The 24,495-nt window shown below is 42.5% G+C and carries 22 protein-coding genes; 8 read left to right on the plus strand and 14 right to left on the minus strand.

Annotated features, from left to right (window positions below):
* Positions 1-51: 51 nt before the first annotated feature.
* Genes DV872_RS12780 through DV872_RS12810 form a run of 7 tightly spaced genes read left to right on the plus strand, consistent with a single transcriptional unit; the run spans position 52 to position 7,976 of the window.
* Entirely contained in the window at positions 52-1,860 is a 1,809-nt protein-coding gene (locus DV872_RS12780; RefSeq protein ID WP_114630333.1) for an ABC transporter ATP-binding protein, read from the plus strand.
* Positions 1,853-3,592 carry an ABC transporter ATP-binding protein gene (locus DV872_RS12785; protein ID WP_114630334.1) on the plus strand — a complete coding sequence of 580 codons (1,740 nt, stop codon included), beginning with the start codon at positions 1,853-1,855 and terminating at the stop codon, positions 3,590-3,592. The genes DV872_RS12780 and DV872_RS12785 overlap by 8 nt, the downstream gene beginning before the upstream one ends.
* A gap of 46 nt (positions 3,593-3,638) precedes the next feature.
* Entirely contained in the window at positions 3,639-4,763 is a 1,125-nt protein-coding gene (locus DV872_RS12790) for an ABC transporter substrate-binding protein (RefSeq protein ID WP_114630335.1), read from the plus strand.
* A gap of 25 nt (positions 4,764-4,788) precedes the next feature.
* The gene (locus DV872_RS12795) at positions 4,789-5,634 is read left to right on the plus strand and encodes a class I SAM-dependent methyltransferase (protein ID WP_158546959.1); all 846 of its coding nucleotides are present in this window, start codon (positions 4,789-4,791) and stop codon (positions 5,632-5,634) included.
* A gap of 8 nt (positions 5,635-5,642) precedes the next feature.
* A complete protein-coding gene (locus DV872_RS12800) occupies positions 5,643-5,990 on the plus strand; it encodes a hypothetical protein (RefSeq protein ID WP_114630337.1) in 348 nt (115 codons plus the stop codon).
* Positions 5,991-6,009: 19 nt separating this feature from the next.
* Positions 6,010-7,089 carry an iron ABC transporter permease gene (locus DV872_RS12805; protein ID WP_114630338.1) on the plus strand — a complete coding sequence of 360 codons (1,080 nt, stop codon included), beginning with the start codon at positions 6,010-6,012 and terminating at the stop codon, positions 7,087-7,089.
* Positions 7,086-7,976, plus strand: a complete 891-nt coding sequence (locus DV872_RS12810) for an ABC transporter ATP-binding protein (RefSeq protein ID WP_114630339.1) — start codon at positions 7,086-7,088, stop codon at positions 7,974-7,976. Before DV872_RS12805 ends, DV872_RS12810 begins: the two co-directional genes overlap by 4 nt.
* Before the next feature lie 60 nt (positions 7,977-8,036).
* Here DV872_RS12810 and DV872_RS12815 read toward each other — a convergent pair whose 3' ends face one another.
* From DV872_RS12815 to DV872_RS12850, 8 genes are all read right to left on the minus strand, one after another.
* Positions 8,037-9,404, minus strand: coding sequence for a hypothetical protein (locus tag DV872_RS12815; protein ID WP_114630340.1), 1,368 nt, complete (start codon positions 9,402-9,404; stop codon positions 8,037-8,039).
* Complete coding sequence (locus DV872_RS12820) at positions 9,405-10,805, minus strand: trimethylamine methyltransferase family protein (RefSeq protein ID WP_114630341.1); 1,401 nt, start codon at positions 10,803-10,805, stop codon at positions 9,405-9,407.
* A 63-nt stretch (positions 10,806-10,868) separates the two neighbouring features.
* Positions 10,869-11,687 carry a carbohydrate ABC transporter permease gene (locus tag DV872_RS12825; protein WP_114630342.1) on the minus strand — a complete coding sequence of 273 codons (819 nt, stop codon included), beginning with the start codon at positions 11,685-11,687 and terminating at the stop codon, positions 10,869-10,871.
* On the minus strand, positions 11,684-12,571 hold the full coding sequence (locus DV872_RS12830; protein WP_114630343.1) for a carbohydrate ABC transporter permease: 888 nt from the start codon (positions 12,569-12,571) through the stop codon (positions 11,684-11,686). Before DV872_RS12830 ends, DV872_RS12825 begins: the two co-directional genes overlap by 4 nt.
* A gap of 78 nt (positions 12,572-12,649) precedes the next feature.
* Complete coding sequence (locus tag DV872_RS12835) at positions 12,650-13,885, minus strand: ABC transporter substrate-binding protein (RefSeq protein WP_114630344.1); 1,236 nt, start codon at positions 13,883-13,885, stop codon at positions 12,650-12,652.
* 76 nt (positions 13,886-13,961) lie between these two features.
* Complete coding sequence (locus DV872_RS12840) at positions 13,962-15,131, minus strand: ROK family protein (RefSeq protein WP_114630345.1); 1,170 nt, start codon at positions 15,129-15,131, stop codon at positions 13,962-13,964.
* Positions 15,128-15,895, minus strand: a complete 768-nt coding sequence (locus DV872_RS12845) for a 6-phosphogluconolactonase (protein ID WP_114630346.1) — start codon at positions 15,893-15,895, stop codon at positions 15,128-15,130. Before DV872_RS12845 ends, DV872_RS12840 begins: the two co-directional genes overlap by 4 nt.
* Positions 15,883-16,797, minus strand: a complete 915-nt coding sequence (locus DV872_RS12850) for an ROK family protein (RefSeq protein WP_114630347.1) — start codon at positions 16,795-16,797, stop codon at positions 15,883-15,885. The genes DV872_RS12845 and DV872_RS12850 overlap by 13 nt, the downstream gene beginning before the upstream one ends.
* Positions 16,798-16,876: 79 nt before the next feature.
* On the opposite strand from DV872_RS12850, the gene DV872_RS12855 reads away from it, so the two are divergent.
* Complete coding sequence (locus DV872_RS12855; protein WP_114630348.1) at positions 16,877-17,377, plus strand: hypothetical protein; 501 nt, start codon at positions 16,877-16,879, stop codon at positions 17,375-17,377.
* A gap of 74 nt (positions 17,378-17,451) precedes the next feature.
* On the opposite strand, the gene DV872_RS12860 is transcribed toward DV872_RS12855, so the two are convergent.
* From DV872_RS12860 to DV872_RS12885, 6 genes are all read right to left on the minus strand, one after another.
* Positions 17,452-18,252 (minus strand): Cof-type HAD-IIB family hydrolase, encoded by an 801-nt coding sequence (locus DV872_RS12860; protein WP_114630349.1) that lies wholly within the window; start codon positions 18,250-18,252, stop codon positions 17,452-17,454.
* Positions 18,249-19,391 carry an ABC transporter ATP-binding protein gene (locus tag DV872_RS12865; protein ID WP_114630350.1) on the minus strand — a complete coding sequence of 381 codons (1,143 nt, stop codon included), beginning with the start codon at positions 19,389-19,391 and terminating at the stop codon, positions 18,249-18,251. The genes DV872_RS12860 and DV872_RS12865 overlap by 4 nt, the downstream gene beginning before the upstream one ends.
* Positions 19,392-19,396: 5 nt before the next feature.
* The gene (locus DV872_RS12870; protein ID WP_114630351.1) at positions 19,397-21,091 is read right to left on the minus strand and encodes an iron ABC transporter permease; all 1,695 of its coding nucleotides are present in this window, start codon (positions 21,089-21,091) and stop codon (positions 19,397-19,399) included.
* A gap of 82 nt (positions 21,092-21,173) precedes the next feature.
* The gene (locus DV872_RS12875) at positions 21,174-22,235 is read right to left on the minus strand and encodes an ABC transporter substrate-binding protein (RefSeq protein WP_114630352.1); all 1,062 of its coding nucleotides are present in this window, start codon (positions 22,233-22,235) and stop codon (positions 21,174-21,176) included.
* Between the two features lie 114 nt (positions 22,236-22,349).
* Positions 22,350-23,360, minus strand: a complete 1,011-nt coding sequence (locus DV872_RS12880; protein ID WP_114630353.1) for a LacI family DNA-binding transcriptional regulator — start codon at positions 23,358-23,360, stop codon at positions 22,350-22,352.
* A gap of 114 nt (positions 23,361-23,474) precedes the next feature.
* Complete coding sequence (locus tag DV872_RS12885; RefSeq protein ID WP_114630354.1) at positions 23,475-24,434, minus strand: DeoR family transcriptional regulator; 960 nt, start codon at positions 24,432-24,434, stop codon at positions 23,475-23,477.
* Positions 24,435-24,495: the final 61 nt, after the last annotated feature.

Below are 24,495 nucleotides of genomic sequence, written 5' to 3' on the forward strand. Positions count from 1 at the left end.
TCAGCTAAATGATGTCAATCAGAATTTTATGAAGAAAGGAAGAGTAATAATATGCAAAAAAAGAAAAAAGAGTTCGTTCTAAAAAGACTAACACCTTATATGGGCAGTAAGCGAATCCTTCTGCCCCTGTCATTAGTATTGTCAGGGATTTCCGCAGTGCTCAATATTGTACCATTTGTACTTGTATGGTACATAATCCGGGATATATTATCAGAGTCACAGGCGATTAATGTTTCTCATATCAGCTTCTATGCCTGGCTTGCCTTTGCAAGTGCACTGATGGGAATCGTAGTATATTTCTGCGCACTCACCAGTTCTCATCTTGCGGCCTTTCGTGTTGAGGTCGGAATGCAGAAAATTGGCATGAAAAAGATACTGGATATGCCGCTTGGTTTTTTTGATAAGCACTCAAGCGGGAAAATACGAAAGATAGTAAACGATGGTGCCGGTACTACACATTCATTTTTAGCTCACCAGCTTCCTGATATGGCAGGAAGCGTCATTTCTCCTATGACTCTCATTGTACTGATTCTTGTTGTAGACTGGAGAATGGGTCTTGCTTCACTTGTTCCAATTATTTTGGGATTCATAACAATGAAGTTCATGACGAGCTCTAAAGGTAAGAAATTTCAACAAATGTATTATGATTCGCTGGAGGAAATGAGCTCTGAATCCGTGGAATATATTCGTGGAATACCGGTTGTAAAAACATTCGGTCAAAGTATATTTTCTTTCAAAAAATTCTATGACAGTATACTTAGATATAAAGAAATGGTTCTTGCCTATACTTTTCTCTGGCGAAAACCTATGTCATTTTTCACAGTAATTATGCAGTCGGCTGCATTCTTTTTAATCCCGATGGCAATATTATTAATAGGACGGGGAGAGATACTCCCTCTTGTCCTGTCCGATTTTATTTTTTACCTTCTCATATCACCACTTTTTGCAACTCTTTTAATGAAATCGATGTTTTTTCAACAAAATGTTTTAATTGCCGAGCAGGCAATTGATAGGCTGGATAACCTCCTGAATTATCCAGGTATGCATTATATCGAAAATACAAAAAACATTAAAAATCACAGTCTGGAGTTCAGAGATGTCGTTTTCTCATATGAAGGGAGCAACAAACGGGCAATAAATAAAATTAGTTTTAAATTAAACGAAGGTGAAACTGTAGCTCTTGTCGGAGCCTCAGGAGGAGGTAAAACAACGATTGCCCGACTGGCTGCACGCTTTTGGGATATAGATGAAGGTGAAGTTTTGGTTGGAGGAATTAACGTCAGGGATATTTCTAAAAAAGAACTGATGAACAATGTCTCTTTTGTATTTCAAAGTACAAAGCTGTTTAAAGGTTCACTAAGAGAGAATGTCGTCTTTGGAAAGGAAGACATCGGAGAAAAAGAGATAAATCAAGCAATCGATTCTTCCCAGTCAAGAGAAATCATAGAGAACCTGCAGGATGGACTCGATACAGTAATGGGTACGAAGGGAACCTATCTTTCCGGGGGGGAACAGCAGAGAATTGCACTTGCCAGAGCCATGGTCAAGAATGCTCCGATCGTACTTCTAGATGAAGCCACAGCCTTTGCCGACCCGGAAAATGAGCATCTAATTCAAAAAGCCCTTAAAACACTCAGTCATGGTAAAACGACCCTCATGATTGCTCATCGTCTAACGACTGTACAGGACGCTGACAGAATACTTGTTATTGAAAACGGAAAAATTGAAGAAGAAGGCACACACATAGAGCTGATAGAACAAGGCGGCCTATATAAAACAATGTGGGATGAATATCAGAAAACTATCGCATGGAAAATTGCCGCTAGAGAGACGGCATGCATAGGAGTACAAAATGCTTAAATACTTTCAAAAAAAATACGCTATGTCAGAAAAGGGTGCGAAAGACCTTTATGTTTCAATTATCTGGACTGTAGTGATGGATATCAGTTTTATGATTCCGGTGGTCCTCAGTTTTAAATTTTTAAATGAATATATGATTTCCCTGATAAACAAGGCCGAGAACCCCACGAACAGCATCCTCTACTATATTATTATGTCTATAGGGTTTCTCCTACTTATGTTTGTTATCGCGTATTTTCAGTACGACTCGGCCTTTACAAAAATTTACGAAGAAAGCGCACGTCGGCGGATCAGTCTGGCCGAAACACTGAGAAAGCTGCCGCTGGCCTTTTTCGGCAAAAAAGATGTTGCCGATTTAAGCTCTACCATAATGGAAGATGCTACCCAGATAGAGCAACTTTTTTCCCATTCTGTACCTCAAATTTATGCAGCAGTAATGACAACATTGATTATGGGCGTGATGATGTTTTTTTACAATTGGCAGCTGTCTCTTGCCCTTTTCTGGGTTGTCCCAGTTTCTATCTTCGTCTTTTGTCTATCAAGAAAGTTTCAGAACAGGATGCATATAGAGCTTTATCAAGTAAAAAGAGATATCTCGGATGAAATTCAAGAGGGGCTTGATTCAGCCCATGAAATAAAATCCTATAACAGAGAAGATGACTATTCTAACAGCATTAGCTCAAATTTAAATAATTTCGAAAAGTCTTTAATTAAAGGAGAGCTTTTAATTGGGGCGTTTATCAACTTGTCTTATGTATTTTTAAAACTGGGACTCCCCAGTGTTATGCTCTACGGTGCTTATCTTCTGGCAACCGGCTCCATAAATATTTTTACCTACCTTGTTTTTCTTGTTGTTGCGGCACGTATCTATAATCCTATAATGACGGCTCTGGATAACTTTGCGGCGATAATATATCTGAACGTGCGTATAAAGCGAATGGAAGAAATGGAACAAATGCCAAGACAGAATGGAACTCTTGTATTTGATCCTGAAAACTATGATATAGAATTCAATAATGTCGATTTCTCATATCAGGAGGGTGTGCAAACATTAAAAGATGTAAGCTTTACGGCCAAACAGGGCGAAGTAACCGCACTTGTAGGTCCTTCCGGTGGAGGAAAGAGCACAGTAGCAAAGCTGTCTGCACGCTTCTGGGATATTGACAGAGGTGTTATCACTCTGGGAGGAGAAGATATTTCTCTTGTTGATCCTGAAACGCTCCTGAATAATTTTTCAATTGTTTTTCAGGATGTGACCCTGTTTAATTCAAGTGTTATGGACAATATCCGTCTCGGTAAAAAAGATGCGGCGGATCATGAAGTAATGAATGCCGCTAGATTGGCCCAATGCGACGATTTTATTAAAAACCTTCCCCAGGGATACGATACCCTTATTGGAGAAAACGGAGAGAAACTATCGGGAGGCGAGAGGCAGCGTATATCAATAGCCAGGGCAATGCTGAAAGATGCCCCGATTATTCTGCTGGACGAAGCCACCGCATCTCTTGATGCTGAAAATGAGAGCAAAATCCAAGGTGCACTCAGCGAACTAATAAAAAATAGAACTGTTTTAATTATTGCTCATCGTATGAGAACCGTTTCGGGAGCTGATAAAATTGTTGTTATTAAAGACGGCACGATCGCAGAATCAGGTACTCCTCTGGAATTAAATGAAAAACAAGGGATCTTTTCATCGATGTTAAAAACTCAATATGGAGTGAGCCTGCAGTAATCATAGATCATAGTCTGAAAATAATGGTTCTTGGAGAAATAATAAAATGAAGAAAAATAAAGTATTCACAATGCTAATTATAGCATTCTCTTTTGCCCCGCTTTTAGCAGAGGGACAGCTGGAGGATGAATCCATCACACTCACAGAACATGCTATGGAAATAATACCTGATTCAATAACCATAACAGACAGCAAGGGCAGAGAGGTCAAGGTAAACTTGCCTGTAGAGCGAGTAGCCTTCAGTCATTTTGCAACAGGAGAAGCAATAAAAATTGTCGATGCCTGGGACATGGTTGTAGGCAGGGACGCCTTTACTTCGGATCGTATTATCTTTCCCGATCTGGATGAAATACCCCTCATTTCCGGAATGAGCGTATACGAATTAAATTATGAAGAAATATATGAACTGGATATTGACCTATTTATTGCTGTTGATATACCGATGCCAGGTTTTGATGAAATGGTCTTAAAGCTCGAACCGGATATTCCTGTTGTCACCCTGAATTTTCACGAACCTTCAACTATAAAAGAGAATTTGGAAAAACTTGGATTACTGCTTGGTAAGGAAGAGGAGGCTCGAGACTACATCGATTGGTATGACGATCTTGTCGATGGGATGAGCAGTAAAACAGCTGCTCTTGACGAGACTGAGATGCCTGCAATGTTCTATAAAGTCGGCTGGGGTGGCGTTGATGATATTCAGACTTTTACCGATGATTTCACAGCTATGCCGGAACGGAACATGTTAACGGGATGTATTAATACGGCGGCGGAGGTTCCTTCGACAGGAGGCTGGGTTCAGGCGGTAGATCCTGAATGGCTGGTAACTCAGAGTGTTGATGTAATGGTAGTCGGAGATCCAATTCAGAATGGATATGGGGCAGGAGTTGATGACAATAGTCTCATCCGAGACCATCGGGAAAAGATAGTTGAGCATTCCATATATAGCGGATTTGAAGCGGTTAAGAACAAAAGGGTTTATATGATTGCGGGGGAGTTTTTCGGAACGCCGAGATTTATTATCGGATATGCCTATATGGCCAAATGGTTTCATCCCGCACTCTTCTCTGATTTTGATCCTCAGACAATCCATCAGGAGTATCTGACACGCTTTATGCGGATCGACTATGACCTGAATGAACACGGGGTCTTTATTTATCCCGAAGAGTAGATTGAAAAAAATTAAGGAGAGACAAATGGCAGAAGACAGCCGCCCCACGGCGGAAGAATATATTAAAAGTCTGGAAAGAAGTAATAAAGCGTCTGAAAAAGCTATCCGGGCGGCGATTGGGGAACTGGGACTTTTTCCGAACTGCAATGTGCTGGATATTCCCTGCGGGATCGGCAACCCCTCGCAGTGGATGGCGGAGGAACAATCCACTGCCAATATTGTCGGTATTGATATATCTGAAGAACATCTTCTCAAGGCAAGGATGTTAACGGAGAGAAAGAAAACATCCAATTCAGTTGTTTTTTTGAAAGGGAATATAAATAATCTTGAATTTGAGGAAGATACCTTTGATTTTATCTGGTGCTGTGACGGCCTATGGCCGGGGGCTGTTGAAATAGGCTGCCTTGCTGAAGATCCTTATGAGATCCTTTCAGAAATGGTACGGGTCAGCAAAGACGGAGGAACCATTGCCATTGTTTTCTGGTCAAGTCAGAAACTGCTGCCTGGGTATCCACTTCTGGAGGCCAGACTTAATACAACTCTCGCTGCAAATATCCCTGTAACACCACAAACGGATTCGGATCTTCACTTTATGAGAGCCCCCCTATGGCTTGAGAAAACGGGATTAAAAAACATTAAATCCAGAACATTCGCTGCGGATATAAACGGACCTTTTAATAATGAAAGAAAAAAGGCCATGCTGGGATTCCTGCATATGTTCTGGGGTGCTGCTGAGACAGAGCTGTCTCCGGAAATATGGGAACAGTACAAGACAATCACAAATCCGGATTCAGATGAGTTCATTTTCAACAAAGAAGGGTATGCGGGATTTATTACTTATACGATGTTTACGGGCAGCGTAGTTAAATAGAGGAAAAAATGTCAAAAGAATTATTAATAGCAGGTGTATCATTCGGTCTTTTTGTAGTGTGTCCAAGAATGGCCGGAATGATGCATATAATAAATAAACATACAAATGTATCTATGTTAATAACTGTGCTTCTAGGAATAGGTGTTTCAATTCCGATTCTGTTTCTGATGGTTTTTGTGTTTTCAAAGTTTGGAGTCTGGGGTGCCTTGAGTATTTGTGTACTGACAGATTTAGGTGCTGCCCTTTTTATGAAAGAGATTAGTATGAAGGCGGGATTTGAAACATTCATCATTGCTGTCTTTGTCATTATCGGAGTTAAAACTGCTCCACTGTTAAGTAAACTGATAATAAAATAGAAGGAGACATGTCAAATTAATGTCAGATTTTGAAGTTTTATTGAAACAGAGTATGCAATTAAAGGAATCCTATATAAAGCACAAGAGCAGAAAGAATCTGTTTCTTGTTATTCTAATTCCTGTTGTTATTATTTTAATAGGATCTGCTGTTGCCTTTGGTTCTGCAGATATCGAATTTCTTGATGTATACCGCACAATATTGAGTAAATTATTTTCCGGAATTGCCCCCTCCGCCGGACACGCTGATATTATTATATGGAAGCTGCGGCTTCCCCGTATCCTCATGGGCCTTTTAGCCGGGATCGCCCTTGGGTCTTCTGGGGCAGTCATGCAGGTTGTTTTGAGGAATCCTTTGGCCGATCCCTATATGCTTGGAATTGCGTCAGCCGCTGGTTTTGGAGCGTCTTTGGCTATTGTACTCGGGGTGGGAGTAGTTGCAGGTCCTTATCTAATCATAGGGAACGCCTTTCTGTTTTCCCTTCTCTCTTCCACTCTTATCCTCGCTTTATCCGGTAGACGGGGAGCAACTCCCGAATCCATGGTCCTCACAGGTCTTGCCCTTCTTTTCTTTTTCCAGGCGATGACCACAATAATTCAGTATTTTGGAGAATCAGAGGCAGTAAAGGCTGCTGTTTTCTGGACTGTAGGTGATCTTGGGAAAGCCGGATGGGGGAAATTGGCCATTATCGCGCCCCTTGTCCTTGCCGGTACCGGACTCCTAATCTGGAAGTCAGGAGACCTTAACGTTATGAACACCGGAGATGCCAGTGCGAAGAGTCTGGGGATTAATGTCCAGGGGACCAGAATCTTTGCCATGGTGGTTAGTACCCTTATGGTTGCCGGGATTGTCAGTTTTACAGGAACCATAGGTTTTGTCGGATTAGTCGCTCCCCATGTCGTCAGAATGGTTATCGGTACGGATAACCGAATACTGGTTCCGGCTTCAGGTCTTGTAGGTGCTGTTCTTCTGGTCTTATCAGATACAGTGGCAAGAACAATTCTATCACCGGTAATTCTTCCTGTCGGTTCGGTTACGGCATTTCTCGGGGTCCCCTTGTTTCTGTATTTAATTATGAAAAAAAAGGGAAGAATTTTATGAATATAATAGTTGAAGATCTGCATTTTTCATATCCCGGAAAAGATGTATTAAAAGGAATCGATCTCTGTCTTGAAGAGACAGAAATCATGTGTATCATTGGTCCGAATGGAAGCGGGAAAAGTACTCTTGTGAAGTGTATTGAGGATCTGTTAAAACCACAGCAAGGGCGAATCCTTTTAGGAGGGACAGATTCCAGAAAATTGAGCAGCCTGGATATTGCAAGGATCATCGGATATGTTCCACAAATCAGCAAACAGATATTTTCCACTACGGTATTTGATGCGGTTCTTATGGGAAGAAAACCCCATTCCTCATGGAGAAGCAGCAGTGAAGATATTGATGTTGTCATCGAGATTCTTATTACAATGGATCTGGCTGACATTGCCCTTCAGGAATTTAACAATCTTTCAGGAGGCCAGCAGCAACGGGTTCTGATTGCCCGTGCCTTGGCACAAAAACCAAAAGTTCTTCTTCTGGATGAGCCTACTTCCGCCCTCGATATTGCCCATCAGCTTGAGGTGATGGAAATCATTCATAATCTTGTTCACAAGCAGAGAATAGCAGTATTGATGGTTGTTCATGATCTGAATCTCGCCTCCAGGTACGCAGACAAAATTGTCATGCTGGATGACGGGAAAATTCATACTTCGGGTACGGCAGAAAAGACTTTAACCTGCAGGAATATTGAAAAAGTATATGGGGTAGAAGTTGATATAAGCGGACACACCGGAAAGTTGGCCGTTACACCTATCAGAAGAGTTAACCAAAGGGGGCTAGGGATGAAACAGAAGGGATTTTTAAAGGACAGTTCTGTATCATCCAGTTGTTCTGCAGGCTCAAAAGGTTGTTTGTTCAATAGTAACAGAGCTTATGTCAAAAAATATTAAATTGGGGAATTGACCGTTAATGCCCCCCTCCCTGTGGAGGGAGGCATTCCAATGTATCGTTTACTTAAACTCGGGAATATAATCTTTTTGAAGATCAAACATTATGTCTAACAGCTTCTCTGCCTTCTCTGTGGAGTGAACCACAGGATCAAGGAGTAATGCCTGGAGAAGCAGTTTTCTGGATTTTGTCTGCCATCCCTGGAGTATCAGCTTTTGAATACTGTGCTGCAGCCTTATCTGGGCTGCAAAGCCCTCTGCCAGAGGGGGAACTGTTTCAGGAAAAATACCATCCTTGTTAAAACGGGCGGGAACCTCAATACAACCGTCTGTTGCCAGATTGGGGATATACCCTTCACTGTTCAGAACGTTCACAGCAGGCCGCCATTCATTTCTATCCAGCATAATGTCAGCTATGACAGGAATAGCAAGTTCACCTGAAGAGATAATATCCTCACTCTTTATCTCGGTACGACCTTCCACAAGGGAGTCGATATGATGCTGGGGAGAGCCTTTGACATAGTCCCGTACATCCATATGAAAACGCCAGGCCTGAAAGGATAGATAGGAATCAACTTCTCCTCCGGGGAGCACACGGTTTTTATCAAATCCGAATTCCCACAGAGCATCAAATTTATCTTCACCGAATCCGACATACTCACCCATATGATGATCAGAATCGATTCCCAGAGCTCCGAATGTTTCCCAGAAATAACGGGTCAGGGGAGGAAGGATATCTGGATTATCACGGATTTTCTGTTCAAACAGGGGAATAAGGTCTTCTCCGCTGCTCTTATCTTCAATCTTGTAATAACTGAAGAAATGATTCATTCCGGCTGTTCGGATATCGAGGGTGTTGTAATCCCGCTCCAGAACCTTGGCTACGAAATTATAGAAATCGTAGAATCCATGACAGAGACCGATGGCCCTGATTTTAGTTTCTGAGAGTATCGCGGAAAGTATTCTGGCTTCAGGGTTGGTAAAATTTATCATATAAGCCTGAGGACAGAGGGATTCCATATCGTTGAGTATGGGGAAGATATTTTCATAATTACGGAGTGTGTGAAAAAGAGCTCCAGGTCCGCCGTTTTCACCATAAATATGCTTCATTCCCAGTCCTAGAGGAACCCGGAAATCCTGTTCCCAAAGTTCCATCCGTTTGAGTTCAACTGCAAGGAGTACAAAGTCTGCTCCGGGAAGCAGGTCCTCCCTGTTAACAGATTTTGTTATTTTGATTGATGTTTCTGCTGTTTTCAAAGCCCTCAGGGCATAGGATTCCATAATATCAAGTGCTTCACTGTCTATATCACAGAGAGCAAGTTCTACTTCGAATTTATTCCAGAGATCTTTTTCAAGAATCAGATCATTGACTAGACCCCGGCTGAACTCACGGCTCCCCGCCCCTATCAAGACTATTTTTAATGCTTTCATTTACAGAATCTCCTCGCCCTTTTTGCAGATATTCCTCAATTCCTTAATAACTTCAGAGGGGCGTTGGAATTCATTCTCCTGAGAGACTTTCTCAACAATCCGGCTGGCCTGTTCCAGATCACCGGGTTCTCCCTGACTCTTCCACTGCCCCAGGTTTGTTGCGGGAAACACTTCTGTTTCACAGAAAAAGTCTCTGAAATTTTCCATAGTAGTATCGTGGGAAAGGAAATGCCCTTCAGAGATTCCTTCTTTGATTGTCTCCAGTGCTTCATCCACACTCTGTGTTACGGCGCTGCCCTTAAGCATATGTTCAGCACCCTTCACTATAGCCCGGTCAAATACGACCTGTTCGGGACTGTATACTTCATCCGAAGCCATCTGACCGCTTCCTTTGAAATAAGTAGCTCCGTTGAGAGCCTGCAGATAACAGCAGGTACTTCTTTCATACATAGCCTGCTGATCAGGCCATTTACTCATGGTCAGAAGATATCCCCACCAACGATCTTCACCGGCAAAATACTTATAAAGTTTCCTGTTTGCCATATCTGACATGATGTACTCGGGGCCCGCAATGACAAAATTCATATAACGCATATCAAAGGGATCGCCCCTCAGATAAGGTGGTTCGTTATATCCCATACTGGCTTTCATAAACAGACAGGAAGCCAGGTCTTCTGCCAGCCCCTGTATATGAGCAGCCGGATAAACAAGGGGAGACGTGCTGCCCAGAGATGGTAGGCCGCTGACCATCTGGATATCAAATTCGGGTGCGTCCCTGTGTTTTAATACAAATTCCATAACCCTTTCGTCAAAGCGCATGGGATTGAGAAGGAGCATTCCGAGAATCCATATTTTTCGTTCTGCCACCCGGGACATCTCTTTATAGAGTTCAGCTTCCTTCTCTTCAGGAGTATCTGTGGGTGCTCCGTATACAGGAGAATTTTCAAGACAGATCCTGGTTCCGTGAAGATCACGCAGATGGGCATCATATTCAGACGGAGAAACGGGAGGCACAAGACCTTTCACACCATAGGCATCCAGAAATCGGACAATTCGTGCCAGGTCTTTTTCTGTTGCCGGCCTAATTGTACCGCTTTTAGTATCAGCCAGATTCAGACAGTTCCAGGATTCGCCATGAGACAGTACTGTGTCGTGTTCATATTTGGGAATATGAGGCTGAGCTCTCAATTCATCAATAAAATTGTGAACGATGCCGCGGGGAAAACAGATACGGTCTCCCTTGAAACTGACTCCGGGATAATACTCTGAGAAAAAGCTTCTTAAAGCAGGGCTTTTAAGCTCTATACCCAGTTCTTCCAGAAGCCGGGCAGCACCGTCTACAACGGTAGAGATATAATCATCCGGAAATTCAATTCCGGAATAAGGTTTCAATCGATTCATATATTATCCTCCTACCGGGGCTCATTCAGAGCCACGGTTATTCGGCACTGTGCCGATGGGTTTTTATTTTTCTGGAACCCAGCCCACTGAGCTGGCGATATAATATTTCTGCAGGAAAAGAAAAATCAGCAGGGGTACAGCTGTAACCAGTATTGATGCCGCGGATAGGAGTCCCCAGTTTGTAACAAACTGTCCACGCAGCATGGGAATGACCTGTACAGCGGTGTACTTGTCCGGAGAGTAGATAAAAAGCAGGGGTAGAAAGAAGTCCAGCCAGCACCAGACAAACTGAAGTACAAAAACAGAGATAAAAGCCGGTTTCGTCTGCGGCAGAACAATGCGGGTAAAGATGGCAAGACTGCTGCATCCGTCAATCTGTGCAGCTTCTTCCACCTCAAGAGGCTGACCCTTGATAAAATTGGATAGAAAGAAAACAATCCATGGAATTCCCGTGGCTGTGTTCAGGATAGTAAGACTCCAGTATGTGTCCAGAAGATTAAGTTTATTAATTATCTGGAACATCGGAATGGCAACCATCTGAAGAGGGATAGCCATCAGACTCAGAAGGACCATCAATATGATTCTCTTTCCGGGTATATACTTACGGGCAAATGCATAGGCCGCCAGGGACCCTATGACAATGGGTGTTGCCGTACCGAGGAATGAGATGTAGGCAGAGTTCAAAAGTGGTCTTAACATCGGAATAGATGAGGTCACAAGCACTCTGTAATAGTTTTCCATTGTCAGGGAGAAATTCTCCAGATTCCACCAGCCATGATTAAGTTGATCTCCCGGACGAATAGAAGCAACAAATAATCCGACAAAAGGAAGTACCCATATAAGGCCAAGGAACCAGGCAAGTAGATGTCCTAATTTTTTCATGATTTATTACTCCCGATTCCGTCTTTAACTGAATAGTAGATTGGTACAATTGACAGAAAAGTCATAAGGGTTGCAATTGCAGCACCTTTATTCTGATCTCCGAATTTAAAAGCAGTCAGATACATCTCCAGTGCCAGAACATTTGTAGAGTTTCCAGGACCTCCTCCTGTAGAGGAATAAACAATATCAAAAAGCTTGAGTTCCCAGATAACAGTCATAATGATGATGACTCCCGTTGCGGGTTTAAGCAAAGGAAGAGTTATCTTAAAAAATGACTGGATTGGTGAAGCACCATCTATTTGCGCAGCTTCATAATAGGAGATAGGAATTCCTGTAAGTGCTGCACGATACACAACCAGTGTGTAGCCCGTCCATAACCAGATGGACACGAGAATGAGTGCAGGAAGAGCTGTTTCAGGATGGGCAGTCCATGTTCCGCTTAGGGAGTCGATACCAAGAGAACCCATAAAATTACTCACCAGTCCTGCATTCTTAGAAAAAAGGAATCGAACCAGGATTCCGGCAATGACCATAGGAATAACCATTCCAAGAAAAATAATACTCTGAATAACACCGCCTCCCCGCACCTTCTGCAGCAGGATTGCCAGAAGCAGTCCCAGAAAGAGGGTCAGGGGCAGATGAAAGATTATCCATATAATATTATTGATCAGAGCTCCATAGGGCGCCCTTCCAGGAATATTTTTCCAATTTATAACTCGGGGATCTTTCAATACTGAAAGATAATTTGAGAGCCCGATAAAGTCGCCGGATTTATCATATAGGCTTAACAAGATCGATTGCAGCATTGGAAAAACCAAAAAAACAATGACCAACAGCATACTGGGGGCTAAAAAAAGAACTGTATCTTTTTCTATTTTTTTCATACCACAACCTTAATCATAGAGAGATTAAGCCTCCGGGATTAATATCCCGGAGACATTTAATTATTTATAAGAATCTTCTTATTTAGAAAGTGTTTCTTCAGAAGCAGATTGAAGAGTCTCTAATACAGAATCCAGAGTAGCCTCATCGGGTCTTGACCATACGAGTCCCATCTGACCCCAGAATGTAGCCTGAAATTTACCACCGATGGTATCATCCATATCAGGAACAACGGCAACACCTTTGATTACTTCAAAGACTTCACGTTCAGACTGAGGATAGCTTTCCATTGGGATTTTGGTATAGGTTCCCATACGTCCACCATTGGAAATCTGAATTTCCTGTCCACGGGTTGCAAGGAACTTGAGAAGTTTGCGTGTTTCCACTTCATGTTCTGTATATTTGGGAGCAAACCAGAAGTCATTCCAAAGAACAACACCTTTCTGACCGGGATAAAGAAAAACACCACGATCCAGTGCAGGATCAAGCATCATATTGTCAGTACTGTCACCGATATACACACCATGAATTCCATCCCACATTGCCTTGATGACTGCATCAAACTCATCGGGTTCACCATAGTATCCCTCTTGAATAAGAGGCAGAAGATAGTCCATGAAAATCATTTTAACTGAAGGATCTGTCCATGACAGTTCTCCCGCTGTAAGACCGCGATGCATATCTACACCGCCGAATGTTAAGATCAGAGTCTCTGCAACACTTGTAAAAGTCCAGCCTACACCACCACCGGAACCGATGGCTCCCTCAACACCTTCAATTTCCTGAATCTCTTTGATCAGATCCAGAAAATCATCATAGCTTCCAAGAGTTGTAGGATCTTTAAGTCCATTATCTTTAAAGAAGGACTTTCTGTATTCCGCGATGGTTACACCACCCACACTGGGGGCACCATAAGCTCTTCCATCAACAGAAACCATATCCATAGCTCCGGCCATAAAATCATCTGATGCAAAATCATCTGTAAAATCAAGAAGATGACCGGCAGCACCCTGCTCTCTGATATACCATGAGAAAGATGTATCGATAACATCTGCCGGGGTTTTACCTACTGAAAACTGAGATCCGAGAACTGTTGCTGTGTCTTCCGGTTTACCGGATACATATTCAAGCTTGATTCCGGGATTTTCCGCTTCATAGGCTTCCATTACCGGTTTAAAGCCCGCTAACTCTCCATCAGCCCAGGGAGCCATAATTGTGAGGGTGATTACTCCGCTCTCCTCTTCCTGAGCACCTTTTGCGAACAGTCCGCTTGTCAGAACTGCCATCATCAATAAACCCAATAAAACTCGTTTCATAAATCCTCCTATATACTACCAAAGCTGATTTTCAGTTTTGGCGATAACCCTGTTAAGGCCCAAGGGCCAAAAATTATTAAAACTCCAATTTATTTAACCAGGACTCAAAGTACATTGAGGCACCACCCTCCACGATCAGAAGGGTTCCTCCTTCTCTGTACAGAATCTCAATATCCGAAAAACGACTGAGAGTGGAATGTTCTCTTACATGTCTGGATATGCCGGTAAGGAAAAGATCAATAAACCTTTTCTCAGCTCCACCCAGAATGACCTGTTCAGGATTGAAAAGATCGATCAGCAGAGCAAGGAGGTTTCCCAACTGCCTGCATACAACATCAATCATTTCCTGTTCCTTTGAAGATCCTTTTTCCAGGGATTTAATAAAGCAGTCCAGAAGCTGACTGTTATTCAAATCAGATGCCTTCTGGTCATTGCATTTTGTTCTGTAGTAATTTAAAAAGCCCTGTTCTGAGGCATAATCTTCAAGAACATTGAATTCTCCGTCAAAATCGGAAGCCTTAAAAGATGCCAGCTCTCCGGCAAAACCCATGGCTCCCGTATGCAGCCTTCCGTTAACGACCATTCCCAGACCGATACCTTCTGTAAAATGCAGATACATCAGATTTTTTATTCTGCTGATATTGTAAAAACCCATGGCTGCCAGGTCTGCGTCATTCTCCACCATTACAGGAATGTCCAGTATTTTATTCAGACGGCCGGAAAGGGAGACTCTTAGTAGAGATTCAATATTGCAGGTGTCGATTTCACCTGTTCTTTTATTTTCAACACCTGGAATGGAGACAACACAGCCCAGAAGTTCATTCAATTTTAAAGCTGAATCACTACAGAGTTTTGTAAGCTGGATTTCAATTGTATCCAGAATAGATTGAATGTGGTCTTCTTTAATTGATGTTGATATATCAGCCACGACCTTCCAGTCCAGATCGGCCAGTGCTATATAAAGACAGCCCTCATTGCTCATATCTACAACTGCAATATGCCGGGACTCCGGGTTGAACTCTACACCCATGGGACGCCTTCCACCTGTTGAAGACATAAGTGCACTGTAATGACAGAATCCTCTACTGATCAGGTTGTCGCAGACTTTTGTGACGGTAACAATACTCAAATTAAGCTGTTTGGAAATATCAGATTTACTGATAAGCCCTTCTTTCTTTATCAGAGAAAGAACACGGCTGTAATTACTATGTTTCAGGTCAGTCTGTGTACCGATCATTTTTTTCATTTATGGTCTTCCATCCATAGGGCTGCAGCTTCCTGATCACAGATGCAGGTCACATCATGGTGAAGCCAGAGAACTGAAGCCGGAAGATCTGTAGAGATCTGTCTTTTCATAAATGAATTGAATACACCGCTCTTTTTACTGCCGCTCAGCAGGAAAAGAATCCTCTCTGCAGCCATAATTTCACCAATACCCGAGGTCATACCGTGATCTACACTTACATCTGTGGCATCCAGCATTCCATGACCCTTTGATGAAGAGGCCAGTTCGATATAGTGGGTTCCGTAATGTAGTTTATCCGATGATTCATTCAGTCCCAGGTGCCCTTCTACACCGACTCCCAGAATGGAGAGATCCAGAGGATTATTCTCCATAAATGCAGCCATACGGCCGCATTCTGCTTCTGGATCAACAGCATCGCAGGATACGCCGTTGTAGCGGTCTGCAGAAATTTCCAGAGGCCTGATAATCTGATTTTGTAGAAAATACTCACAACTGGCAGGATCATCTCCCGACACAGCGTCCCATTCGTCCAGTTTATGAATTCTGAGGCTGTCTGTAGATATTTTATTTTCCTTTATCATGGAGATCCAGCGGGCATAGGCGCCTTCGGGTGTATTCCCTGTGGCAATGCTGATATGTGAATCAGCTTTCTTTACTGTCTGATCATACAGATACTGAGCTGCATGCATACTCAGACTCTCATAATCCTTTACAACAAGGAGGCGCAGCCCCCCCATCTTTATCTCTTTTATCAGCCCTTCCAATTTGTATCTCCCCTTAATATAAGTCCGGCAGCTCCCATAAGTCCTGCATGGTTGCCGAAGCTGGAATGTATCATCTCAAATTCACCTTCTACAAAGGCATTTTTATAAAAATCATTACTCAGATTTTCAATAAACAACGGATAAAATCCTTCCATCATTCCCCCGCCAAGGATTACAAGCTCCGGCTCAAAGGAACGGATCAGGGAGGTCAATCCACGCTCTATATTATTTACAAAGTGTTTAGTGATTTCGACTGCTTTCGGGTCTCTGTCTTCATAAGCCTGATAAAACTGGCTTATTTTCTTATAATGTTTCAGAGCTTCCTTTGTGAGTGCAGATCCTGAGGCCATGGCTTCAAAACATCCGGACATCCCACAGTAGCAGTCACTATCCTCATCATTGATCAGAATGTGTCCAAGTTCGGGAGCACATCCTCCGGCACCGCGTATAAAGGAGCCCTGTTTGTAAACGGCCCCACCGATTCCTGTTCCGAAAGTAAGCATAAGAGAGTCTTTGCCTTGAAGGTCTGAAAAGCAGTGATGAGCCCATAAGGCTGTATTGACATCGTGATCAAGAAGAACAGGAACTCCATATTTTTCCTGGAAATCATCAACAATATTCATGCCGTACAGTCCCTGATTCAGGGTGTAGTGATTATTTAAAATCCCTTTTTTGACATCAAGAGGACCGGGAGATCCGATTCCAATTCCAGCAATATCTGAAATATTTGTTCCCCCGACCTCAATCAAACGTTTGAGAACAGGATCAAGAACAGTCATTAGTTCGATGGGTGAGTGTATATCCTTTATGTCCAGAACCGTAGAATCAAGAAGCTGCCCCTTGTCTGTGACCAGACCTGCAGCAATTTTGGTTCCTCCGATATCAATTCCGATAGCTTTCAATGGTTTTTCCTTGCTTAATTAAGTAGATATTAAATCTAGTTTAATAAGTTGTCAAGAGAATTTTTAACAAACCTGAGGGATGGTACCCGAACAGATCCGAATCCATCAGGACGGTTTTGATTATGTAATATGGGACACCTACGGGGAAACCATAAGAAAACACTCAGAGCTTCCAGGGCATACTGACTGGCATAGAAATGCCCCCTTCGATGAGGGAGCTCTCTATGAAAACTGGCTTGAGTTCCGTGAAAAGTTTGATGATTTTCTGGCGGGCTACGGTTATCACAGGGAAGGTGGACGCTACAGGGTTGATAAAACCAGTGACGACAGAATAGCAATATTTTGTCACAACGGATCAATCCTTTTTATGATTGCCCACCTCTTGGAGATTCCTCTACCTCTGGTTTTTTCAGGTCTCTACTGCTGGCCCTGTTCTTTAACTGATATCTATTTTGACCAGCGGTCTGAGAAATGGGCAGTTCCAAGAGCTCTGCATATTGCCGATGTTTCTCATATGGCTGTTGCAGGTTTAAAACCCCAGGCCAGAGGCATGGGTGACCGCTGCGATGAGTATTATTGATTTACATTGAAGTCAAATAAGCTGTGGCATTGACGACTCTGCATAAGCAGAGCCGCCAATATCGCAATTGAAGATTAAAGATGCAAACTATTTAAAATACGACCTACACCATCATTATTATGATCAGAAGTGACAATATCTGCTGCTTCCTTTACTAGAGACAGGGCATTTCCCATGGCGATGCCGGTGCCCGCATTCTGCAGCATTTCAATATCATTCATATTGTCTCCGAAGCAGACAATATTTTCTTTTTTAAGACCGAGGATTTCCTGAAGTTTATCCAGAGCCGTCCCCTTATTAACCCCTGCGGGTAGGATTTCCAGATAGTTGGATTCAGACTGAACAAGGGGAGCCGGGTTCTTCCGGGTTCCGTAGAAATCGTCACTGAACCCTGAAAAATACTGGTTATCCCCAATCATCAGGATTTTTGTTACTTCCCTTTCACTGAACATCAGGGGGTCTGTGATAAGAGTGCACTTGTAACCATCTCCCTTCTCAAAAAGTTTGACGGCATCACTCCTTTTAAATACAAAGGCCTCCCCATCTGAATATATGAGATAATCAAAGGAGTATTTACTTCTCAGCTCCAGAGCCCTGTCAAGATCGTCCTTATGCAGGGATTTTTCCCAGAGAACCTCTTCTGTCAGGGGATCAACTATCCGGGCTCCATTATAAAGGATTACAGGAACCCTGATATCGAGATCCCGGCAGAATGGGATGGCTGACCTCTCTATCCGGCCGGTGGCAAGGGTAAAGGAGCCGCCACTCTCCTGAAAGGTTTTAATTGCCTCTCTGGTCAGAGGAGTAACTCTCTTATCCTTATTAACAAGTGTACCGTCTACATCACTGACTGCCAGCTTAATCAGATTTCTCAATCCATATCCTCCGGAAGTTCATGAATAAGACGCACACTGTTCAGATCAAAGGAGATTCCCACCATTTCATCTACCTGAAAGGGTACCTGCTCCTGAGGACGGGGGGCTTCGATTCTGAGTTTCTGTTCCCCTACCATGACTTCATACTCAACATAGTTTCCAAAGAATACTGCCTTGCTGACTTTTGCATCATACAGACCCTTACCAAAAGGACCGACCTTTATGGATTCAGGTCGTACAACAACTGTCATATTACCCTTTTCACCCTTATAGGCATTGCCGGGGACAGGCAGGTAAAGTTTTTTACCAAGAATTTCTACAATAGCCGATCCCTGGGACATCCCCTCTGACTGGCAGTTAAGGAAATTTGATTTACCGATAAAATCTGCAACAAAGAGAGAAGCCGGTTCATTATAAAGCTCTTGAGGTGAACCGATCTGCATTATTTTACCTTTATTCATGAGTACGACTTTATCGGAAATTGCCATGGCCTCAGACTGATCATGGGTTACATACAGACTTGTGATTCCCAGTCTCTTCTGCAGAGAACGAAGCTCATCTCTCATATACTCTCTCAATTTTGCATCAAGATTAGAAAGTGGCTCGTCAAATAGAAGCACCTTGGGTTCGATAACAACGGCTCTGGCCAGGGCCACACGCTGCTGCTGTCCACCGGAAATATTTGAGGGTAAGCGGTGCTCAAGACCTCGTATCTGCATCAGATCAATAATCTGCTCAGTACGGTCTTTAATCTCTTGTGCCGGCAGTTTCTGAATTTTCAGTCCGTAACGGATATTATTATACACAGTCATGTGAGGAAAAAGTGCATAACTCTGAAACATCATGGCCATATCTCTTTTATTGGGAGGTACGTTCTCGATGGAATCCTCACCCAGCAGCAGAGAGCCGGATGTGATGCTTTCAAAACCGGCCACCATCCGCAGTGTTGTAGTCTTACCACAGCCCGATGGGCCTAGAAGTGTAGTCAGTTCACCAGATTTGATATGGAGATCGATAGAATCAACGGCTGTGAATTCTCCTGCACCATCCAGGCTTGGAAATGTCTTTGTTATATTTTTCAGAACAAGACTGCTGCTGTTTGCTTTAATCTGTTCTTCTATACTCATTTTATTACTCATACTGATTACCCTTTAACAGTTTTTTTAGCGGTTTTTTGTGGAGAATTGATCAAGTTAACAAGAAAGTTCAGGACATAAATGGCAGCCATGATAACTAGAATCATAATGACAATATATGCAGCGGCATCACTGTACTGACTTACCTCAAACAAAGAGAATATCCTGGTTGTCACAACATTCCATCTTGCTGATACAATAAAAATTATGGCACTTACAGCTGTCATGGATTTTACAAAGGAATAAACCAGACCGGAGAAAAATGCTCCTTTAATCAGTGGAAGAGTGACATGAAAGAAGGTCTGAAAGCTGTTTGCTCCCATATTGATTGATGCTTCTTCAAGGGATGGATCAATCTGCATCAGAGCCGACTTGGCTCCTTCTATTCCAACCGGCAGATTCCTGAAGACAAATACACAGATCAGAATAAATGCGGTACCTGTCAGAAGAAAGGGTTTGTCATTGAATGCCAGAATATAACTGATACCCACAACACTGCCGGGCAGTGCAAAGGTCAACATAGCGGAAAGACTCATATATCCCTTTCCTATAAACTTCTTACGTACAGTAAGAAAGGCAATTGCCATACCAGTGAGTCCGGCAATGGGTGTAGCTGCCAGAGCAAGAAGAATGGCATTCTTCAGGGGTTTTAATCCGACGGAAAGTACATAGCGGAAATGATCAAAAGTGAAACTGTAATCAATACCCCATACTTTCACAAATGCTCCGACTATTACTGTACCGTAAAATAGAATAATAACGGCACAGAGCATAAGACAGACTGTGAATAGAGGAATAACAATATGTTTCTGATCGATCTTTGTACGATTCTGCGACGGTTTTCCTGTAACCGTTACGAAACCTTTTCCGCTGACCCAGTATTTCTGTAAAAGAAAAGCTGCAAGACTGGGTAGAAGAAGCATTATTGATAATATGGCTCCTGTTCTCAGATCATACATCCCGGTGATAACTCTATAGGCTTCAACTCCCAGGGTTGGATACCCACCCCCGATTACTGCGGGATTACTGAAGTCCTGAAGAGACTGAATAAAAACCAGAAGCAGGGCACTGAATATACCGGGAAGAGAGAGTGGAAACGTGACAGTCCAGAAAATTTTCCACCGTGAAGCTCCCAGGTTAAGGGCCGCATCTTCTACGGATGAATCAATAGCTTCAAGTATTCCAGACAGAGTCAGATAGGCTATTGGGAAAAACGAGAGGGACTGAACCAGAATAAGACTGTGCATTCCGTATACATTAAAATCTGTTATACCCAGAATCCCGTTTGTAATCAGCCCTTTTCTTCCAAAAAGAAAAATAATTGACAGGGACAATACAAAGGGTGGAGAGATTATCGGCAGAGTCGCCATGGTCTTCAAAAACCCCTTACAAGGGACTTCTGTCCGGGTAATTGTAAATGCAAATATATATCCAATAACTGTGGCAATACCAGCAGCTATAACTCCCAGTTTCACACTGTTCATAAAGGTCAGCCTGTATGAAGCGTTCTTAATTACATCAATGATAGTCTGAATGGTGTAAGTACCATCTTCCGTTGTAATGCTGTATCGGATGATCATCACTAGGGGAAAAATAACAAAAATGGATAAAGCTGCAAGTAAAATGAATATCAGCAGGACAAGAACGGGTTCCTGTCTCAGCATCTTCAGCTTCCATAGAAAGTCTTTTGTACGATTGTTCATGATATTTCCTGAAATAAAAATGTGGAGCGACCTGCAAAAGGGATTATCACAAGCCTGGCTGCAGACCGCTCCGGAGGAGAGGTTATTTTAAATTTTCTTTAGCTGCGATAACTTCTGTGAATTTCTCAATAAGACGGGTTCTGTTTTCACCGGCCCAAAGAAAATCGTAGTCGATTACAGGAAGATCGCTGATATTGATAGCACCTTCGGGAACAACTGCATTTGAATTAACAGGTAGACGAAAAGAACTATTGGTGGAATATACATCCTGTCCTTTTTTACTCAATACCCAGTCAATAAACTTCTTTGCACTTTCTACTTCTTCTTCGGGTCCATTCTTGATGAGTGCGATGGCACCGATCTCATATCCTGTACCGTCATCGGCAAAAGATACTTCTACAGGGTATCCCTGTACAGCAGGCTTCAGACAGTCATGAGAGAAAGCAAGACCGATGGCAGCTTCGCCGAGTCCTACATTCTTGGGAGGAGCAGAACCGGATTTGGTATACTGACGGATATTCTTGTTCAACTCACCCATATAGGTCATTGCCTCTTCTTCTCCTAGCATCTGCACCATTGTTGCAAGGATCGTATAGGCTGTACCAGATGAACCGGGATGAGCCATAGAGATCTGACCTTCAAACTCAGGTTTCAGCAGATCTGCCCAGGAATGAGGATATTCCAGTCCTTTTGTAGCAAACCAGTCTTTATCTACAGCAAATGCAAGTGCACCCACATAGACAGGAGACCAGTTCCCTATTGGATCCTGATAGTTTTCAGGAATATTAGCCAGTTCAGGAGAACGGTAGGGTTCCAGAAGATCTTTGTTAGCAGCTGCAATAAATGAGTCACAATTGCCTCCATACCAGATACTGGCCTGGGGATTGTTCTTCTCTACCTGGATCTTTGAGAGAATTTCTCCGGCAGACAGGCGTACAAAATTAACAGTGATGCCTGTATCCTTCTTAAAAGCTTCCAGATAACTGGGAATTTCGGTTTCAGGGAGAGCACAGTACATAGTCAGCTCTTTAGACTGTTCAACAGCGGCACCTTCAGCTGATTGGTCAGCCTTCTTTGTACAGCCTGTCATAAGAAATGCAACGCCCAGTGCGACTGCAACAGTAGTAATAAATTTATTCCTCATTATAACTCCTTTGATATTACGCACACGTGTGAGTAATATCAAAAAGATTTTCTCACACGTGTGCGTAAATAGTAGGACAGGTTTATTCATTTGTAAAGGGAAAGTTTTATTTATTCAGGAGGACTCACGAATGATCAGATTTGGTGTAATTATATTGACTTCAGAACTGAATGATCCAGACAGTTGAGAAATAAGATTTTTGCAGGTATTTTCGGAAATTTTCTCAGAAGGTTGGTTAATGGATGTGAGATTAGGCTCCACATAAGTGCAGAGTTCAATATTGTCATATCCTACCAGAGAAATATCCTCAGGGATACGAATACCTCTTTTTTTGAGTTCTTTCATGACTCCCAGAGCCAGAAGGTCAGTATGAGCAAATATTCCGTCAATTTTACCTAGAAATGGTTCTATCCTCTCCATGGTGCTACGTCCACTATTGAGAGAATAGCCTCCCGGGATAACATAATCAGGATCATTTTCCAGGCCATTTTTGATAAGAGTCTGACAATAACCGTCAGTTCTCATTCGAAATTCTTCTCTGTCATTTTCTCTTTTCACACAAAGAATATTTCTCCTGCCCCTGTCAATCAGATGCTGAGTAGCCAGGACAGCTCCTTTATAATGATCACAGTACACCGCATTAGTTTTGCCGAAGACGGGATCTGGAATCTGATGTGAAAATACAAAAGGGATTTTTGCATCATTCAGAAAGCTTATGGATTCAGGACTGATTGAGGAACTGAGCAGGATAAGACCATCAACTTTTTTACGGTTCACCAGTTTCATAATATTGTTTTTATGAGAAAAACTGTTCTGACTGAATGAAGTCAGAATATCCAGATCTTCCTTTTCAAGAATACTTCGTATCTGGCTGAGAAATGAGTTTGTAAAAAAATGAAGCTTACCGTCTACAGTATCTTCATTAAGAATAATACCGATTGTTCCCGTCCGACTGGTGTTCAGTCCTCGGGCGTTTGCATTAAATTCGAAACCCAGATCATCCGCAATTTTCTTGATCTGCACCCGCATGCTGTCAGAGACACCAGGCTTGTCATTCAGACATCTGGAAACTGTGGAATGAGTAACACCGGCTAGTTTTGCAATATCTTTAATTGTTACAGCCACTGCTGCTGATCACCCCTCGTCAGAACTCAGCCTGTCTCTCATTTAAGAGGTATCCGGCATGTCTTACAGAATATACACACTGATCTCTTTGTCAATGGATTAAACAGGAAAAGCTCAGTCCCCGGCACTGATCCGGTATATTCTATAGTTCCAGTTCAGGATTTCCGGAGTCAGTATATCTTCAAAATCAATGAGCATCTGGTCAAGATTCTTTAAAACCTTATTATTGTTATGAGGAATGATCAGATAGTCGAAATCTGAAAGATGTCCGAATGCTTCCGTATCTACGGTCAATGTGGGGCGAACTTCATGACCTGTCAGAATCAGGATCTTCTCTCCCCTGCACTCCTTCATTATCTTTTTTTTCATTTCACTTTCTGACTGGATTTCAACATAGGCAGATCCATTCACAATATAGGAAGTGCCCTGTACGATATAATCAAAGTTTATTCCAATATAATCAGAAGCTTCGGTGCTGATAATTGAATTTGTAACTGCATTTAAGTCTCCTCCGGGGAGATGTACCTTCAGATGTTTATGGTTGACATGGGCTGCCAGAAAACAATTGATAACACTCATGTTATGTGAGTAGATATCCAGTGGAAAGGAAATTTCAGCCTCTTTTTCCACCAGAACACGGGCAAAATGATAAACAGTACTTCCGGCTCCCAGCAGAATTTTTGCTCTCTGTCCCGGTATACTGCTTCCTGCATTACTCACCATATCAAAGAGTCCGTTACTTACCTTTATTTTCTGAGAAACGTAGAGGTGCCTCTTCTGCTCAAAGGCCTCCATCTTTGAATAGAGCATCAGAGAATAGTTGTTATCCTCATCCTTACATTTTTGAAACAGGCGGTAGCCGATCTCCTCTTCATAATTACGGATCTGAGTAAAAACCCATTGATTTCCGGTATAGGATACAGAGAATCGATCCTGCAGATATTCCAGAACCTGCTCAACTGGTATGCGGATATCCAGAATGGATTCATCACTCCGGGAGTCATACTCCTGAGAAAACAGGAAAAACAAGGTATTAACAAGATCATGCCTCTTTATTCTGTGTTTACCACTCATTATTGCTACCTCGTAACTGTTTTTTGCTTAATAAGCAATTTTTACATATTAAGTCATCCTT

The sequence above is a fragment of the Oceanispirochaeta sp. M1 genome, from assembly GCF_003346715.1.
GTDB lineage: Bacteria > Spirochaetota > Spirochaetia > DSM-2461 > DSM-2461 > Oceanispirochaeta.